The sequence below is a fragment of the Alteromonas sp. LMIT006 genome (assembly GCF_024300645.1).
In the GTDB taxonomy this organism is placed as follows: Bacteria; Pseudomonadota; Gammaproteobacteria; order Enterobacterales; family Alteromonadaceae; genus Opacimonas; species Opacimonas immobilis.
Genome location: NZ_CP101291.1, coordinates 299,395 through 314,728, shown reverse-complemented (window position 1 = coordinate 314,728; position 15,334 = coordinate 299,395). Strand labels below are relative to the sequence as shown.

Sequence of the window (15,334 nt, the reverse complement as noted above, 5' to 3'; positions counted from 1 at the left end):
ATGACAGATAAAGGGTATTTATACATTCCACATGCTGGCCCTGCACTTTTAGAAACTCCACTGTTAAATAAGGGCAGTGCATTTTCTGAGCGAGAGCGCAAATCATTTAACTTAATGGGTCTTTTACCTCCTAGATACGAAACCATTGAGGAACAGGTGGAGCGCGCTTATCAACAGTATAAGAGCTTTGATGATCCGCTCAACAAACACATTTATCTTCGTGCGATTCAAGACACCAATGAGACCTTGTACTTCAAATTAGTACAAGAGCACATCGTTGAAATGATGCCCATCATTTACACGCCTACCGTTGGGGAAGCATGTGAACGCTTTTCGGATATTTATCGCTCTTCAAGAGGTTTATTTATCTCCTATAAAGAGCGCCATCATCTTGATGATGTTCTGCGTAATGCCACAAAGCGCAAAGTAAAAGTCATCGTTGTGACAGACGGTGAACGCATTTTGGGCTTGGGTGACCAAGGCATTGGAGGGATGGGGATCCCAATTGGTAAACTTTCCCTATATACCGCATGTGGTGGGATTAGTCCTGCCTATACCTTGCCAATTACTCTAGATGTCGGCACGAACAATCAGGCACTGCTGGACGATCCTATGTACATGGGAGAGCGTCATACGCGTATTGACCAAGAGACTTATGACGAATTCATCGCCTTATTCATGCAGGCGGTAAAACGACGTTGGCCAGAAGCCATGGTGCAATTTGAAGATTTTGCACAGCCTAATGCCATGCCGATTTTGCAAAAATACCGCGAAGACTATTGCTGTTTTAATGATGATATCCAAGGCACAGCGGCCGTGGCTTTAGGTACACTACTATCTGCGTGTCGTTTAGCAGGTAAGACGCTTTCGAGTATGCGTATTGCATTTGTTGGTGGTGGTTCAGCTGGTTGCGGGATTGCCGAGATGCTCATTCAACAAATGAAGCATGAAGGATTATCAGATGGAGATGCGCGCGAGAGGATCTACATGGTCGATAGATTAGGTTTAATTACCAACGACACACCTGAACTTCGAGATTTTCAAGCCGCTCTAGCCCAAACTAGAAATGCTATTTCGGATTGGCAAATTAGTGGCGAATATCCTTCGTTGTTAGAAGTTGTCTCTCATGCCAAACCGGATGCTTTGATAGGTGTCTCAGGCGTTCCGGGATTATTCACTGAAGAAATCGTGAAAACCATGGCGAAACAACATAAATTACCGATTATTTTTCCACTCTCCAATCCGTCAAAACGGGTTGAAGCAACCCCTGAAGAAGTGATCCACTGGTGTGATGGTGAGGTCATTGTTGCGACAGGTAGCCCGTTTGATCCGGTGCTTCATAATGGCAAATCGTTTCCGATCGCGCAGTGTAATAACAGTTATATATTCCCAGGTATTGGACTGGGTGCCTTGGTGGCCAAATCACGCGTTATCAGTGATGAGATGTTAATGGTAGCCGCGAGCACTCTAGCGGAGCTCTCTCCGGTGGCCAACACGGGGAAAGGCGCGTTGTTGCCACCCATCACGGCTATTCACTCTATCAGTAAAGCGATTGGTTTTGCTGTGGCCAAGGTGGCGATGCAACAGGGTCATGCTTTGAGTGTGTCTGATGAAGAGCTACTCTCGCGTATTGACGCTCAGTTTTGGCAACCGGAGTATCGGGAGTATAAGCGAGTGAGTGTGTAAATTAATTTGCGACTTGTAATGTAAAGACTTTGCTGTTGCGAGTAAAGTTATATAACTCTTTTTTTGCAGTAGGTAAGTCTGCCACATCCCCAGGTTGAAAACCTTGCTCCATAAACCAATGTGCGGTTAGTGTAGTCAGTACAAATAGGGTGGTAAGATCGTTTTGCTGCGCTTCATTGATGAGTGCTTCAAGCAAGCGCTCGCCTCTGTTTTTTCCTCGGTAATCACTGTGGGTAGCCACACAAGCAACTTCACCACAAGACTCGTCTGGATAGGGATACAACGCTGCGCACGCAATGATCATACCGTCACGCTCAATGACAGTAAAATGCTCTATTTCATTTTCGAGACGTTCCCGGGAGCGCTTGACTAAAGCACCGCTTTCTTCAAGCGGTTTGATGAGTTGTAATATTCCGACTACATCTTCAATTGTCGCCGGTCGCAACTGTTCATAGTGATTTTCGGTTACTAACGAACCGGTGCCGTCTCGGGTAAATAGTTCTTTGAGTAATGAGCCATCAATATTATAGCTAACACAATGAGAGCGTTCAGTGCCATTCGCCACACTGTGGTAGAGGGCGTTGAGCACATTGGGTTCGTTGATTAGGGCGTCTTGTTCGAGCAAGGTTTCTAATTGTAATAACGAAACGTTGCGCAGCAATCGGTCTTGATTATCAATTAAGCCTTTGTGCTCCGAAAACGCAATCAATTTATCTGCATCCAATATACGAGCAGCTTCAACGGCAACGTCTTCATGAGAAAGATTAAACACTTCACCTGTGGGAGAATAACCAATTGGTGAAAGCAACACGATGAAACCATCGTTTAAGTGATTGGTGATACCGCTTTTATCGATACGGCGTACTTGACCTGAATTTTCAAAATCGACACCATCGCGGACCCCGATAGGTTTTGCTACAACCAAATTACCAGAAGCAACTCGCACATCGGAGCCGTGCATGGGGGAGTTGGCTAGACCCATAGTCAACAATGCTTCAATCTGAGCCCTAACCGAACCCGCAGCATCTTGCACGCAGGCAAGAGTGGGTTTGTCAGTGATACGAATGTCATCACGGTAACGTGAATCAAACCCGCGCATCGCAACACGCTCCTCAATTTGAGGACGAGCACCGTGCACAATGACTAATCGAACACCCAACGAATTTAACAACGCAATGTCATGAATGATGGTCGGCAGATTAGGGCTTGCAACTGCTTCACCGCTTAACATAATGACAAAGGTCTTGCCTCGATGCGCATTAATGTAAGGCGCGGAGTTGCGAAACAGTGAAATCATGTCAAGGTGAGTTAAAACCATAGTAAAACCCTCTACACTAACATACTTGCTGAGCGGCTAAAAACGCAAGGGCATGTTCGATGGCTTTTGTGACGGGTTCTTTGCCAGTACCGCCAAGGATATTGCGTTTATCAACCAGATACTCTAATTGCAAGACAGGGTATACATCGTCTTGAATGATAGAGGAAAACTGTTGCAACTCTGTGACAGTTAGTTCCTCTAAAGCCTTACCCTGTTCGATGGCGTACACCACCGCTTGACCAGAAATATCGTGCGCCGTTCTAAAAGGAATACCGCGCTCGACCAAGTAGTCTGCGAGTTCTGTAGCATTGGCATAGCCTTGCTTAGCGGCCTGTTCACAACGAGCTTTATCCACTTGCATGCTGTCAAGTACTTCTACCGAAATCGCTAGACAAATGTGCCATTGCGTGACGGCATCCATTGCACCTTCTTTATCTTCTTGCATGTCTTTATTGTATGCAAGAGGCAAGCCTTTCATCGTGACCAGTAGTCCTTGCAGGGCACCAAAGACACGACCACACTTACCGCGCATTAACTCACACGCATCGGGATTTTTCTTTTGTGGCATCAAAGAAGAACCTGAGGTCACACTATCGCCAAGCGAAATAAAGCCAGATTCACCTGAATTGTAAAAAATTAAATCTTCCGCCATACGCGAAATATGCATCATCGAGGTGGAAGCACAAAACAATAACTCCAGAACAAAATCTCGGTCTGATACGGCATCCAATGAATTGGTACAAGGTCCAGAAAAGCCAAGTTGAGAGGCAATCTCATGACGATCCACTGGGAAGGTGGTTCCGGCAAGTGCGCCACAGCCAAGTGGCGCATAATTCATGCGCGCAAGGGCATCATCAAGGCGTGATACATCGCGTTTGAACATCTCGACATACGCGAGCGCCCAATGGGCAAAGCGCACCGGTTGAGCACGTTGTAAGTGCGTATAGCCAGGGAAAATGACATCTTGCGTACGTTGCGCAACATTGACCAACGCCGTAATCACAGCAATCAGATCACGGCGTAACATACTGACATGGTCTTTGACCCACAAGCGAAAATCTGTGGCTACCTGATCGTTACGCGAACGCCCAGTATGAAGTTTGCGGCCAATATCACCGAGTTGTTTGGTCAACTCAGCCTCAACAAAAGCATGAATGTCTTCTTCATCGGTCTGCGAAAAATCCAACTCGCCCGCTTTTGCTTTGGCTAGTAATGTATCCAAGGCAGTTTCAATTTGGTTTTGTTCATCCGCAGTCAATACACCAGCTTTAGCTATCGCACGAGACCAGATAATGGATCCCCAGATATCTTGCGCAGCCATGACTTGGTCAAAGCCAATGGAATCATTGACCTGACGAAACATGTTCGAACTACCTTGGGCAAAACGCCCACCCCATAATGCCATCTTGTACTCCTAACCTTTACTTACTTGGCTTTATCCATATCGTGCATCGCTTTGATGCGGCTTGATAAACTGAATAAACGAATGAAGCCTTCAGCATGTGATTGGTCATAGACATCATCCGCACCAAAAGTCGCAAAATCTTCAGAGTACAAGCTGTTCGGTGAACGGCGCTGAGTCACTGTTGCAGTGCCTTTGTACAGTTTTACCACAATGTCACCGGTAACGAGTTGCGCAAATGAGTTAGCGCCTGCAAGTAAGGCATCATTAAGTGCCGTAAACCAGCGTCCGTCATACATAACATGAGAGAACTCAAGGCCTAGTTGTTCACGGTGTTTCAGAGCGGCTTTGTCTAGCACTAAACACTCAAGTGCTTTGTAAGCTTTGACCAAAATCGTGCCCCCAGGCGTTTCATAACAGCCACGAGATTTCATGCCGACTAGGCGGTTTTCAACGATATCGATTCGTCCAACACCGTGCGCTGCACCAATGCGATTTAACTCCATTAAAGCAGGATACGGTGCAAGTGCTTGGTCATTGACTGCCACTAATTCACCTTTAGCGAAAGATAATGTGACGGTTTCTGGTGTATCAGGTGCATCCATTGGATCGACAGTGAGTGTCCAAATGCCTTTAGTTGGCTCACACCAAGGGTCTTCTAATTCACCACCTTCATGTGAAATGTGCCATGCGTTCGCATCGCGGCTATATATCTTAGTCGCAGAAGCAGTTGTCTGAATATTGCGCTCAGCTAGATAATCAAGCAAATCTTCACGCGAAACCATATCCCATTCGCGCCACGGCGCAATAACCGTCAAATCAGGTGCGAGAGCGGCAAAAGTTGACTCGAAACGAACTTGGTCATTACCTTTACCTGTACAACCGTGACACAATGCATCTGCACCCACTTTGCGCGCAACTTCTACTTGTGCTTTGGCAATTACTGGACGCGCCATTGAGGTACCAAGTAAGTATTCACCTTCATATACGGCGCCAGTTTTGACCGTAGGGAAAATGTAATCTGCTACGAACTCATCTTTTAAATCCATGATGTAGCACTCGCTGGCGCCGCTGGCGATGGCTTTGTCATGCAAACCTTCTAATTCTTCATCACCTTGACCAACATCGGCCGCAAAAGCAACGACCTCACAGTCGTAGTTTTCTTTTAACCAAGGAATAATAGCTGAAGTATCTAAACCGCCAGAATAAGCTAAAACGACTTTTTTGATATCTTTTTTCATGAATGATAACTCTTACACATTTGCACCAAGCAAGGTCACCATAATCGCGTTCTGAGCATGCATACGGTTCTCTGCTTGTAACATTAATAATGAGGCGTCCGAATCCATTAGTTCGCCGGTAATTTCTAAATCGCGATGCGCCGGTTGGCAATGCATCACATATTGTGCACCGCACTGTTCCATGAGTGCGTGATTGACCTGATAAGGCATGAATTTATCTTTTATTTCAGCCAACGGTGTATTATCCCCCATGGATAGCCAAGTGTCAGTATAAATCACATCGGCTACGCCTAATTGACTAACATCATTGATTTCAGTGATCGTTGCACCGGTCGTCTCGCCCATTTGCTTTGCCCACGCCACGATATCGGCGTCTGCTTCATGGCCTTCTGGCGTGACCACCACTTGATTGACACCAAGGAGACTACCCACGATAAGCAATGAATGAGTGACATTATTGCCATCACCGATGTAGGCCATAGTGCGACCTTGCACATTGTGGAATACTTCCGCCATCGCGAGATAATCAGCCAAGCCTTGACATGGGTGGTAGCGGTCACACAGTGCATTAATTACGGGAACACTGGCAAACTCTTGAAGCTCTTGAAGCGTTTCATGAGCAAAGACTCGGGCAATGATGCCATCCGCCCAACACGATAAATTTTGCGCCATATCTTTGGTGTCTTCGCGCCCGGCCAGGTTATTGGCTTGCGCATCCAAATACACCAAATGCCCACCTAGTTTGTTGATACCGATGTCAAAGCTCACTCGTGTGCGCAAAGAGGGTTTCTCAAACAACGCAACCAAAGATTTGCCTTGCAAGGCATTGCGATAATCAGATGGTGCGCGTTTGACGGCTAAAGCCAAATTTAGCAATTCCTGCATCTGCTCTGGAGTAGAATGTTTAAAGGTCAATAAATCCTGTTGCATTATGTTTCCTTTTGCTTTTTTAAGCAGTTTCTGTCTGTTGTTGTGGATGAATAGTCGTGCCAAATCCGGTTAAGTTACCGCTCATGAGCGCCTGGGTATTTTGCCATGCCCCGATAATAACCGGTGCGGATAATTGACTGGCGGTGTCCAAAGCAGCTTGGACTTTGACAATCATGCCATCGGTAATAACACCGTTTTCCACATACTGAGTGAATTCTTCCATGTTGAGTGTAGGTAACAATTGTTTGTCAGCATTTAACACTCCAGGCACATCGGATAACAGTAATAAATCTGCCTCAATCAACTGAGCAATAATCGTTGCAGCGTGGTCGGCATTGACATTTGCTAGTTCGCCAGTTTGCGTAGCCCCCACTGAATTGATGATTGGTAGGACGTTTAGCTCAAGTAAAGCATTGAGAAAATCTGGTGTGCCTTGATGTGGGGTACCAACTTGACCCAACTCAGCATTATCTAAGGTACAATAAGTTATATTCCCATCGGCTAATGTTATTGCCGTTGCGGTGATTTGGTTTTGTAATGCAGCCGATAACAGTGCTGTACTGCATTGACCAGCCAATGCGGCAGCAATATATGGCATGTCGTCTTTGGGAGTTACTCTAAGGCCTTCCCGTTTTTGCGTGGCCTTGCCTAGCTTATCAAACAGTGCCTGGACTAATGAACCACCGCCATGTACTAGGACGACGGGTCTGTTTTTTTGTAACGCCTTTACATGTGCAAAAAAGTCAGTGTGATAATTGGGGTGTTCCAAAAAGGTACCGCCAACTTTGATGACTAAAGGTTTCATTCTGCCTCCGCGATCAAACCTGAATTCACAGCAAGGCCTTGAGTCAAATTTGCACATTGCAGAGCTTGTGCTGCTGCACCTTTAAGGACATTATCAATTGCGACGGTGATAACTGCATATTGTGAGGTAGCGTCATAAGCATAAAAAATATCGCAGAAGGGCGTATGCACAACATCGTCTAATTTTGGTGCGGAACGTCTCAAGCGAACCAAGCCCCCCTTTGGATAGGCTTGTTCGAATGCACTATTTATGTGTTCAATCGTGGTATTGTCAGAGCATTTGACCGTAATGGTGGCCAAAATACCGCGTTTAAATGTTCCTAAATGCGGAGTGAAGATGACTTCGGTACCGAGATGCTCAGTGATCTCGGGCATATGGCGATGCGCCAAAATTCCATAGGCTTGCAAGCCGACCTCGCAGAAACTATTGCTCAGTGCAGCCTTGCGACCGGCACCTGATACCCCTGATATTGCATTAATCACAGGTCTCACATTCGTATCAAGTAAGTTTGCATTAAACAGAGGTTTTAAGCCTGATAAGCTTGCGGTTGGATAACAGCCAGGAACAGCAACCACTGAGGCATCACTGATCTGTTGTGGATACCACTCAGCGAGGCCATATACAGCGTGCTCCAACCAAATTTGGTCGGTATGGGCAAAGCCATAATATTGCTCAAAGACGCTTCTATCTTGTAGTCGATAGGCGCCCGATAAATCCAAAATCACTGCGCGTTTACCGGCAAGTGTTGGGATCCATTCATGTGAGGCTTCATGCGGCGTTGCCAAAAAAATCACATCGTAATCCCATGCAAGCTGTTCTAGTGCATCATCTTGCAGTGGGCATAGGCTAAGGTCGGTCACACCAATTAAGGCAGCGTGCAAATCACTTATGGATTTATGTGCATCTTGAGAGTTGGATGACACAAATATCGCATCCAATACATAACTCGGGTGTTGGCTAATGAGTCTTACAAGTTCTGCGCCGGTGTATCCACTTGCGCCTATAATACAGGTTTTGATCATCTCTCGGTTCCTAAAAAAGAAAAATCACTTTTATCCTTACCGTCAAATTATCGGGTAAAGATAAAAGTGTTGCTTTACAGAGTATTATCTAGCTTTCGTCAAATAACCTCATCCAGCAAGGCAGGGAGAGTGTTAAATCGGTAGTGTGTCGTTAAAAAATCGAACATATTCTAAACTGTCAATTTATATATATATTTAGCTAATTATAGTAAAAATGATTTTTTATGCAATAAAAATGTATTTATATTCAGAAATATTTATTGTTAGTGCACTGTGTTTACCACATAAGAACAGTCTGCAAGAAGCAGCAAAAAAAGGCTATAATGCATCAGTCGCATATTATAGACATGCATAAATGCTCTGGGCCCAATCGATAAAATTAGTGTGAATGAATCAATGAACTGGCTATCTGAACAAGAACTGCTCTTAAAACAACCCATTATCTCAAGCTGGTTTTTAGAACATGTACAGCAGGATGTATTGCATAGTAAGGAAGGGATTAAATTAGCGTATGCGTTACATATTCCGGACAATGCCAAACAAGCGATTGTGATAAGCGCTGGCAGGGTGGAAAGTTACCTCAAATACGATGCACTGTTTTATGAATTGGCACAACGCGGAATCGCGGTATTTTCATGTGACCATCGTGGCCAAGGCTTATCACAGCGGATAAGTCCTAACCGAATGCATGGGCATATTCTTGACTTTACTACGTATCGAGATGATTTGGCTGAGTTCATACAAGAAATCGTTCAGCCTCGGTTTGCGCAGCCGTGGTTATTGTGTCATTCGATGGGCAGTGCGATTGGTTTAATGCTTGTACAACAACAGCCAAGCTGGTTTGCCAAAGTAGCTTTAACGGCACCTATGCTCGGCTTAAAAGCCCCGCTTCCAGAATGGTTAACTAAGCTTGTCTTAGCATTGGGCTTGATGGGCAGTAATTTATTGCAAAAACCTTTATATTTTATCGGTCAAAAGGACTACCTGCCCGAACCATTTGCTAATAATAAGCTCACCCATAGTCCAACTCGTTATGAGATATTTCGTCAGCAACAACAGGCTTTTCCTGATACTCAGTTAGGCGGTGTCACTTATGCTTGGGTAGCTGCGGCAATACAAGCCCTATACACCCTCGAAAAACAGGCACCTCACACCGATATTCCGTTATTGTGCATCAGTGCTGGAGCAGATAAAATTGTAGACAATGAAGCTCAACAACGCATCGTTAACCTGATGCCAAATGCGAGTTGGCACAGTGTTGATGGGGCATATCACGAGCTATTATTTGAAACGGATGTGTACAGAAATGCGACACTGGATGCAATTATGACTTTTTTTGAGGAATAAACTTTGCTGGATATTGTGTTATACCAACCAGAAATTCCGCCCAACACCGGCAATATCATTCGTTTGTGTGGTAACACAGGCTTTCGTTTGCATTTGATTGAGCCACTGGGCTTTTCATTAGATGAAAAATCAGTGCGTCGGGCAGGTATGGATTATTCGGAGTTAGCGCCAGTACAAATTCACAAGACCTTAGATGAGTATTTACAAGCAGCCCAACCCAAGCGCATTTTGGCTTGTACTACAAAAGGTTCACAACACCATCATAAAGCACAATATGAAGCGGGGGATGCCTTGATTTTTGGCCCGGAAACTCGAGGATTGCCAGAAGATTTTATTTTTAGTTTACCACCCGAACAGAGAGTCAGGATCCCAATGTTGCCTCACTCTAGAAGCATGAATTTGTCAAATTCCGTTGCGGTTTTTGTCTATGAGGCATGGCGTCAGTTGGGGTTTGATGGCGCGGTATAGCGTCATCTTCGCTGGCTAGAAAGCATCACTCATTTGTCAAATCACGACCTAATAATGCCATTGCTGCATCCTTAGCATCTTTACCACCGTATAAAACGGCGAAAAGTTGTTCAGTGATTGGCATTTCAACTCCTTGTCTTTGTGCCAAGATGTGCACCTCTTCCGTGTTGCGATAACCCTCAACGACTTGCCCGATGCTCTCGATTGCCGAATTTACATCCATGCCCTCACCCAAAGCAAGGCCGAAGCGACGGTTACGCGATTGGTTATCGGTACAGGTAAGCACCAAATCGCCAAGCCCAGCCATGCCCATAAAGCTTTCAGGATGAGCGCCTAAGGTTGCGCCTAGTCTGGCCATTTCAGCCAAGCCACGAGTAATGAGGGCCGTTCGTGCATTCGCGCCAAACCCCAAACCGTCTGCCAACCCAGCCGCAATGGCAATGACATTTTTAACAGCTCCGCCTAATTGAACGCCGACCATGTCATGATTCAAATACACACGAAAACTTTTGGGATTGTGCAAATAATCAGCTATGGTTTGGCCAAATTCGTCACAAGTCGTCGCTAAACTTATTGCTGTGGGTAGATTGGCAGCCATTTCTTTGGCGAAAGTCGGACCGGATAAGACCCCCATGGGTCGATCAGGACCAAGATAATCCATTGCAACTTCAGATAGCAAACGACCTGTCTTGGGCTCGAGCCCCTTCGTTGCCCAGACTATACGATGCTGAGCTCGCAGGTGAGGGGCGATGTTAATGATACACTCATTAAAGGCAGCAGAAGGCACCACTATTAAGATCTCTCGGCTAAATTCAATTGCAGATTGCATATGAGCTGTCACCGAGAGATTGTCCGGAAAAGATGCATCCAAAAAGCGCAAGTTGGCGCGCTCTTGTTGCATTTGCTGAACATGTTCCGGATTGCGAGCCCACAACAAGGTCTCTACACCGTTGCGTGAGAGTTGTAGAGCTAGAGCAGTGCCGTAAGAGCCTGCACCAAACACCGCAATCCTGCGTTCAGTCATAACTTAAGCGTCAAGCTGGTCTTTTTTCTGAGCTTCTTCTTGCGCTTGTTGTTGCATATACGCTTGGAAGATGGCATCAAAGTTTACTGGAGCTAGGTTAAACGCTGGGAAGGTGCCACGATTTACCAAGCTTGAAATAGTTTCGCGTGCGTATGGGAACAAGGTATTTGGACAGAAGGTACCAATAACAGCCTTAACGTTTGGCTCAGGCATATCAGCAATATAGAAAATACCAGCTTGCTGAACTTCACACAAAAATGCGACTTTTTCGCCCACTTTTACCGTAACAGTGACGGACAATACAACTTCATGTAAGTTGTTACCTAATGTGTTGTTCTTAGTGTCCAAATCTAACTTAACTTCTGGTTCCCACTTTTCGTTAAATATGACAGGAGAATTAGGCGTCTCAAAAGAAATATCTTTCGCATAAATGCGCTGAATGCTAATAGGTGCTTGTTGTGGTTGCTGCTCAGCAGCGGCTTGATTTTGTTCGTCAGCCATGGGAATTCCTAAATGTTTAAAGTATTAAATTACGCTAAGAGCGGGTCTAACTTACCCTGAGCATCAAGCGCAAAAAGGTCGTCACATCCGCCAATGTGTTGATCGTTAATAAAAATTTGCGGCACAGTAGTGCGTCCGCCAGCACGTTCAATCATCACACCTCGTTGGCCTGGTTCTGCTTGGATTTCAATGTTGCTCACCTCAACCCCTTTACTGGCAAATAAAGCCAAAGCGTGCTTGCAGTAAGGGCAGTAATCTTTGGTGTAGAGTTCGATTTTAGCCATATTGTTCTCTTGTCGTTGTCTGCAAGGTTATTTGGTTACCGGTAAGTTGGCGCTCGACCAAGCTTCCATACCGCCTTTTAATGTGAAGGCTTGTGAAAAACCGGCTTTAGCTAATTTGTGAGCTGTTTTGCCAGCATTCATACCATAAGGGCATACAACAATGATGGGGGTGTTTTTGTACTTTTCAAGCTTGGTAAAATTGGCTTGATTTATTTCGTCTGCCTTGAGTTGACGCGCTCCAGTAATGTGCCCTTTTTTGAACTCTTCTGGTTTGCGGATATCAAGGATAACGGCGTCCTCTTTGTTGATTTTCTGAGTGACTTCGTGGGTGGTCAGATTTTTCACTGGAGAAAGTAACGGCGCAATAAACGTGTATAAAAGAAGTGCGACTAGCGCTAACCAAATCCCAGATAATAATGCATTAGCGGTAGCAAACTCGATAAGTTGGTCCATGAATAACCCTATTTCACGTATTAATATAAAAAAACGACGCACAGTATAACGCATCTCATTGATTTGACTAGTGCCGATAATGTGTCTTTTCCCAATCTGGAAAAAATGGTATTTTATACGCACTAAAGTTTTGACGTTTTTTTATATTATTTGAGGCGAGTATGAGTCAACTAAAGGCACCCCTGGCACTGTTAATTTTGGACGGCTGGGGATATCGAGAAGATCCTGAAAACAATGCAATTTTGGCAGCAAACACTCCAGTATTAGATGAGTTGACTCAGAGCTATCCAAATACACTTATATCAGGTTCTGGACTCGATGTTGGTTTACCTGATGGTCAAATGGGTAACTCAGAAGTTGGCCATGTCAATCTTGGCGCTGGACGGGTTGTGTATCAAGACTTTACGAAGATCACCAAAAGCATTGCAGATGGGGATTTTGCACAAAATCCGGCGTTAACTGGAGCGATTGATAAAGCGGTTGCCCAAAACAAAGCCGTGCACATCATGGGTTTATTATCACCAGGTGGCGTGCATTCTCATGAAGACCACATTTTTGCAGCGATTCGCCTAGCCGCTCAACGTGGCGCACAGCACATCTATTTGCACGGCTTCTTAGATGGACGTGATACGCCACCTCGTTCAGCTCAAGCCAGTTTGGAAAAAGCTGACGAGGTGTTTGCTGAAGTTGGTGTCGGTCGAACCGCTACTATTGTAGGAAGATACTTTGCGATGGATCGTGACAATCGTTGGGATCGCGTTGCAACAGCTTATCAGCTTTTAACCAAAGGGGAAGGCGCTTATCAAGCCGATAATGCTGTGGCTGGTTTGGTGTCTGCGTATGAGCGCGATGAAAATGACGAGTTTGTCAAAGCCACTGTGATTGGCGAAGCCGTCACAATGGATGCTGGAGATGCAGTCATCTTCATGAACTTCCGTGCTGACCGCGCAAGGCAACTCGCACATACCTTTGTGGATGACGAATTTACTGGCTTTGCCCGTGGTGACAAAATAGCGCTATGTGACTTTGTGATGTTAACCGAATACGAAAGTAACCTTACTAACCCATGTGCCTTTCCTCCGGAAAAACTCACGAATGTACTTGGCGAATGGTTAGCTAAGCATGACAAGACTCAATTACGTATTTCTGAAACAGAGAAATTTGCCCATGTGACCTTCTTTTTCTCTGGAGGTAAAGAAGATGAATTTAATGGTGAGCAGCGCGTGTTAATTCCGTCACCAGATGTGGCTACGTATGATTTACAACCAGAGATGAACTCAGTTAAGTTAACTGACGAGTTGGTCGATGCGATCAAAAATAAGCGTCACGATGTGATCATATGTAACTTCCCGAATGGCGATATGGTTGGGCATACTGGTAATTTTGATGCGGCTGTAAAAGCGTGCGAAGCTGTTGATACAGCTATTGGTCGTGTGCTTGCCGCGTTAGCTGAAGTGGGTGGTGAGTGTCTGATTACGGCTGATCATGGTAACGCTGAGCAGATGCAGGATCCAAACACCGGACAAGCGCATACGGCACATACCAGTGAGCCAGTGCCTTTTATTTATTATGGTCGAAAAGCTGAAGTTAGAACCGGTGGCACACTCAGTGATGTAGCGCCTACTATGTTACATCTTTTAGGTATGGAGCAGCCCACCGAAATGACCGGTACCCCTATCGTCACCCTAGCGGAATAGGGGAAGGATAGTGGCGACAGGCATCATCAAGGCAAGCGTCATTGCGCTTGCCTGCCTGTATGCTGTTATTCCTCCGGTATTTGCGCAACAAGCTGATTTAGAAAATATCCAACAACAAATTGCGGAAGCGCAAAAACAGAAAGCGGCTCGCGAAGCTAAACGCGATGCAATCTTAGGCACGCTGCAAAGCCAAGAAAAAAAAATCAGTAATATTGCGAAAGAACTCAATCAAATTAATCTTGCAATCAAACAAAATAACGCTCAGATAAAGACGTTTGAGCAAGAAATAGCGGCACTAAAAAATGCACTGGTAATTCAACGAGACCATCTAGGCCAACAAATTCGTTCAGCGTTTGTCGCGGGTGATTACGATTTGGCAAAGATGATTTTTAATCAACAAGACATTGCAGAACTTGAGCGAATGTTGACTTACTACCAGTACATTTATAAAGGTCGAAAAACCGCGATAGATGAGTTTCGCCAAGGGATTGCCCGGATCCAAAAAGTAGAGCAAGCACTAGAGGTTGAGCAAGAACGCACCATGCGTTTATTAGCAAGGTTAGAAGGCCAGTCTATTGAACTAGCCAGTGAGCAGTTAGCCAGACAAAAATCACTAGATGCTTTGCAAGCACAAATAGATTCTGATATTGCTCGGATTGAGCGATTGCAAGTCGACGAACAAAAACTAACTCAAGCCATAGCCGAAGCAACTAGAAAACAAACATTGACCGAGTCTCTTGTCGGCTTAGCCGATTTTAAAGGTGATTTAACAATCCCAGCGGATGGAGTGGTTCAGTACCATTTTGGTAAACGTCGGGAAGGGCAGCTCAAGTGGAAAGGTGTTGTTATTAACGGCGATTCTGGAACCTCGATTACGTCGGTTGCGAACGGCAAGGTTCTGTTCGCAGATTGGTTGCGCGGTTTTGGCTTGGTTCTAGTTGTGGATCACGGGGCTGGGTATATGACGGTTTACGGTCATAATCAAGCGCTATTAAAGTCTGTAGGCGATCTCGTAAATCGCGGTGAGACCATTGCGCTTATGGGACAAAGTGGCGGCCAGAGCACGCCAAATCTCTACTTTGAACTCAGACACAAAGGCATTCCTCTGAATCCAAAACAATGGTTTGCTCATTAAATATTCCTATTTCTTTAGTTG

15 protein-coding genes are annotated in these 15,334 nt (G+C 45.2%); 5 read left to right on the top strand and 10 right to left on the bottom strand.

The genetic code is table 11. The features are described 5' to 3' along the window. Positions 1-1,686 carry an NAD-dependent malic enzyme gene (locus NLG07_RS01490; RefSeq protein ID WP_254855926.1) on the top strand — a complete coding sequence of 562 codons (1,686 nt, stop codon included), beginning with the start codon at positions 1-3 and terminating at the stop codon, positions 1,684-1,686. A 1-nt stretch (position 1,687) separates the two neighbouring features. Here NLG07_RS01490 and argA read toward each other — a convergent pair whose 3' ends face one another. Genes argA through argC form a run of 6 tightly spaced genes read right to left on the bottom strand, consistent with a single transcriptional unit; the run spans position 1,688 to position 8,404 of the window. After that, a complete protein-coding gene (gene argA, locus NLG07_RS01485) occupies positions 1,688-3,004 on the bottom strand; it encodes an amino-acid N-acetyltransferase (protein ID WP_254855925.1) in 1,317 nt (438 codons plus the stop codon). Between the two features lie 16 nt (positions 3,005-3,020). Continuing rightward, entirely contained in the window at positions 3,021-4,409 is a 1,389-nt protein-coding gene (argH, locus tag NLG07_RS01480; protein ID WP_254855924.1) for an argininosuccinate lyase, read from the bottom strand. A 20-nt stretch (positions 4,410-4,429) separates the two neighbouring features. Continuing rightward, positions 4,430-5,647: an argininosuccinate synthase gene (locus tag NLG07_RS01475; protein WP_254855923.1), complete on the bottom strand. Its 1,218-nt coding sequence runs from the start codon at positions 5,645-5,647 to the stop codon at positions 4,430-4,432. A 12-nt stretch (positions 5,648-5,659) separates the two neighbouring features. Continuing rightward, entirely contained in the window at positions 5,660-6,577 is a 918-nt protein-coding gene (locus NLG07_RS01470) for an ornithine carbamoyltransferase (RefSeq protein ID WP_254855922.1), read from the bottom strand. Between the two features lie 19 nt (positions 6,578-6,596). After that, positions 6,597-7,382 carry an acetylglutamate kinase gene (argB, locus tag NLG07_RS01465; protein WP_254855921.1) on the bottom strand — a complete coding sequence of 262 codons (786 nt, stop codon included), beginning with the start codon at positions 7,380-7,382 and terminating at the stop codon, positions 6,597-6,599. Continuing rightward, complete coding sequence (gene argC / locus NLG07_RS01460) at positions 7,379-8,404, bottom strand: N-acetyl-gamma-glutamyl-phosphate reductase (protein ID WP_254855920.1); 1,026 nt, start codon at positions 8,402-8,404, stop codon at positions 7,379-7,381. Before argC ends, argB begins: the two co-directional genes overlap by 4 nt. A 396-nt stretch (positions 8,405-8,800) precedes the next feature. Between argC and NLG07_RS01455 the strand changes: the two genes are divergently transcribed. Next, complete coding sequence (locus NLG07_RS01455; protein ID WP_254855918.1) at positions 8,801-9,751, top strand: alpha/beta fold hydrolase; 951 nt, start codon at positions 8,801-8,803, stop codon at positions 9,749-9,751. Positions 9,752-9,754: 3 nt separating this feature from the next. Beyond that, positions 9,755-10,219, top strand: coding sequence for a tRNA (uridine(34)/cytosine(34)/5-carboxymethylaminomethyluridine(34)-2'-O)-methyltransferase TrmL (gene trmL, locus NLG07_RS01450; RefSeq protein ID WP_254855917.1), 465 nt, complete (start codon positions 9,755-9,757; stop codon positions 10,217-10,219). 25 nt (positions 10,220-10,244) lie between these two features. On the opposite strand, the gene gpsA is transcribed toward trmL, so the two are convergent. Genes gpsA through NLG07_RS01430 form a run of 4 tightly spaced genes read right to left on the bottom strand, consistent with a single transcriptional unit; the run spans position 10,245 to position 12,481 of the window. Further along, positions 10,245-11,243: an NAD(P)H-dependent glycerol-3-phosphate dehydrogenase gene (gene gpsA, locus NLG07_RS01445; RefSeq protein WP_254855916.1), complete on the bottom strand. Its 999-nt coding sequence runs from the start codon at positions 11,241-11,243 to the stop codon at positions 10,245-10,247. Between the two features lie 3 nt (positions 11,244-11,246). Beyond that, entirely contained in the window at positions 11,247-11,744 is a 498-nt protein-coding gene (secB, locus tag NLG07_RS01440; RefSeq protein WP_254855915.1) for a protein-export chaperone SecB, read from the bottom strand. A gap of 29 nt (positions 11,745-11,773) precedes the next feature. Next, positions 11,774-12,028, bottom strand: a complete 255-nt coding sequence (gene grxC / locus NLG07_RS01435) for a glutaredoxin 3 (protein WP_254855914.1) — start codon at positions 12,026-12,028, stop codon at positions 11,774-11,776. 27 nt (positions 12,029-12,055) lie between these two features. Continuing rightward, entirely contained in the window at positions 12,056-12,481 is a 426-nt protein-coding gene (locus NLG07_RS01430; RefSeq protein ID WP_254855913.1) for a rhodanese-like domain-containing protein, read from the bottom strand. A gap of 161 nt (positions 12,482-12,642) precedes the next feature. Between NLG07_RS01430 and gpmI the strand changes: the two genes are divergently transcribed. Together gpmI and NLG07_RS01420 are read left to right on the top strand one after the other, a co-directional pair. Continuing rightward, positions 12,643-14,178 (top strand): 2,3-bisphosphoglycerate-independent phosphoglycerate mutase, encoded by a 1,536-nt coding sequence (gene gpmI, locus NLG07_RS01425; RefSeq protein ID WP_254855912.1) that lies wholly within the window; start codon positions 12,643-12,645, stop codon positions 14,176-14,178. A 10-nt stretch (positions 14,179-14,188) separates the two neighbouring features. Continuing rightward, positions 14,189-15,313 (top strand): murein hydrolase activator EnvC, encoded by a 1,125-nt coding sequence (locus tag NLG07_RS01420; RefSeq protein WP_254855911.1) that lies wholly within the window; start codon positions 14,189-14,191, stop codon positions 15,311-15,313. Positions 15,314-15,334: the final 21 nt, after the last annotated feature.

Coding starts and splice junctions, on each gene's coding strand:
- argB (WP_254855921.1), bottom strand. CDS start 7,382: ATGAAACCTTTAGTCATCAAAGTTGGCGGTACCTTTTTGGAACACCCC.
- argA (WP_254855925.1), bottom strand. CDS start 3,004: ATGGTTTTAACTCACCTTGACATGATTTCACTGTTTCGCAACTCCGCG.
- argH (WP_254855924.1), bottom strand. CDS start 4,409: ATGGCATTATGGGGTGGGCGTTTTGCCCAAGGTAGTTCGAACATGTTT.
- secB (WP_254855915.1), bottom strand. CDS start 11,744: ATGGCTGACGAACAAAATCAAGCCGCTGCTGAGCAGCAACCACAACAA.
- NLG07_RS01475 (WP_254855923.1), bottom strand. CDS start 5,647: ATGAAAAAAGATATCAAAAAAGTCGTTTTAGCTTATTCTGGCGGTTTA.
- gpmI (WP_254855912.1), top strand. CDS start 12,643: ATGAGTCAACTAAAGGCACCCCTGGCACTGTTAATTTTGGACGGCTGG.
- grxC (WP_254855914.1), bottom strand. CDS start 12,028: ATGGCTAAAATCGAACTCTACACCAAAGATTACTGCCCTTACTGCAAG.
- NLG07_RS01430 (WP_254855913.1), bottom strand. CDS start 12,481: ATGGACCAACTTATCGAGTTTGCTACCGCTAATGCATTATTATCTGGG.
- gpsA (WP_254855916.1), bottom strand. CDS start 11,243: ATGACTGAACGCAGGATTGCGGTGTTTGGTGCAGGCTCTTACGGCACT.
- NLG07_RS01490 (WP_254855926.1), top strand. CDS start 1: ATGACAGATAAAGGGTATTTATACATTCCACATGCTGGCCCTGCACTT.
- NLG07_RS01470 (WP_254855922.1), bottom strand. CDS start 6,577: ATGCAACAGGATTTATTGACCTTTAAACATTCTACTCCAGAGCAGATG.
- NLG07_RS01455 (WP_254855918.1), top strand. CDS start 8,801: ATGAACTGGCTATCTGAACAAGAACTGCTCTTAAAACAACCCATTATC.
- argC (WP_254855920.1), bottom strand. CDS start 8,404: ATGATCAAAACCTGTATTATAGGCGCAAGTGGATACACCGGCGCAGAA.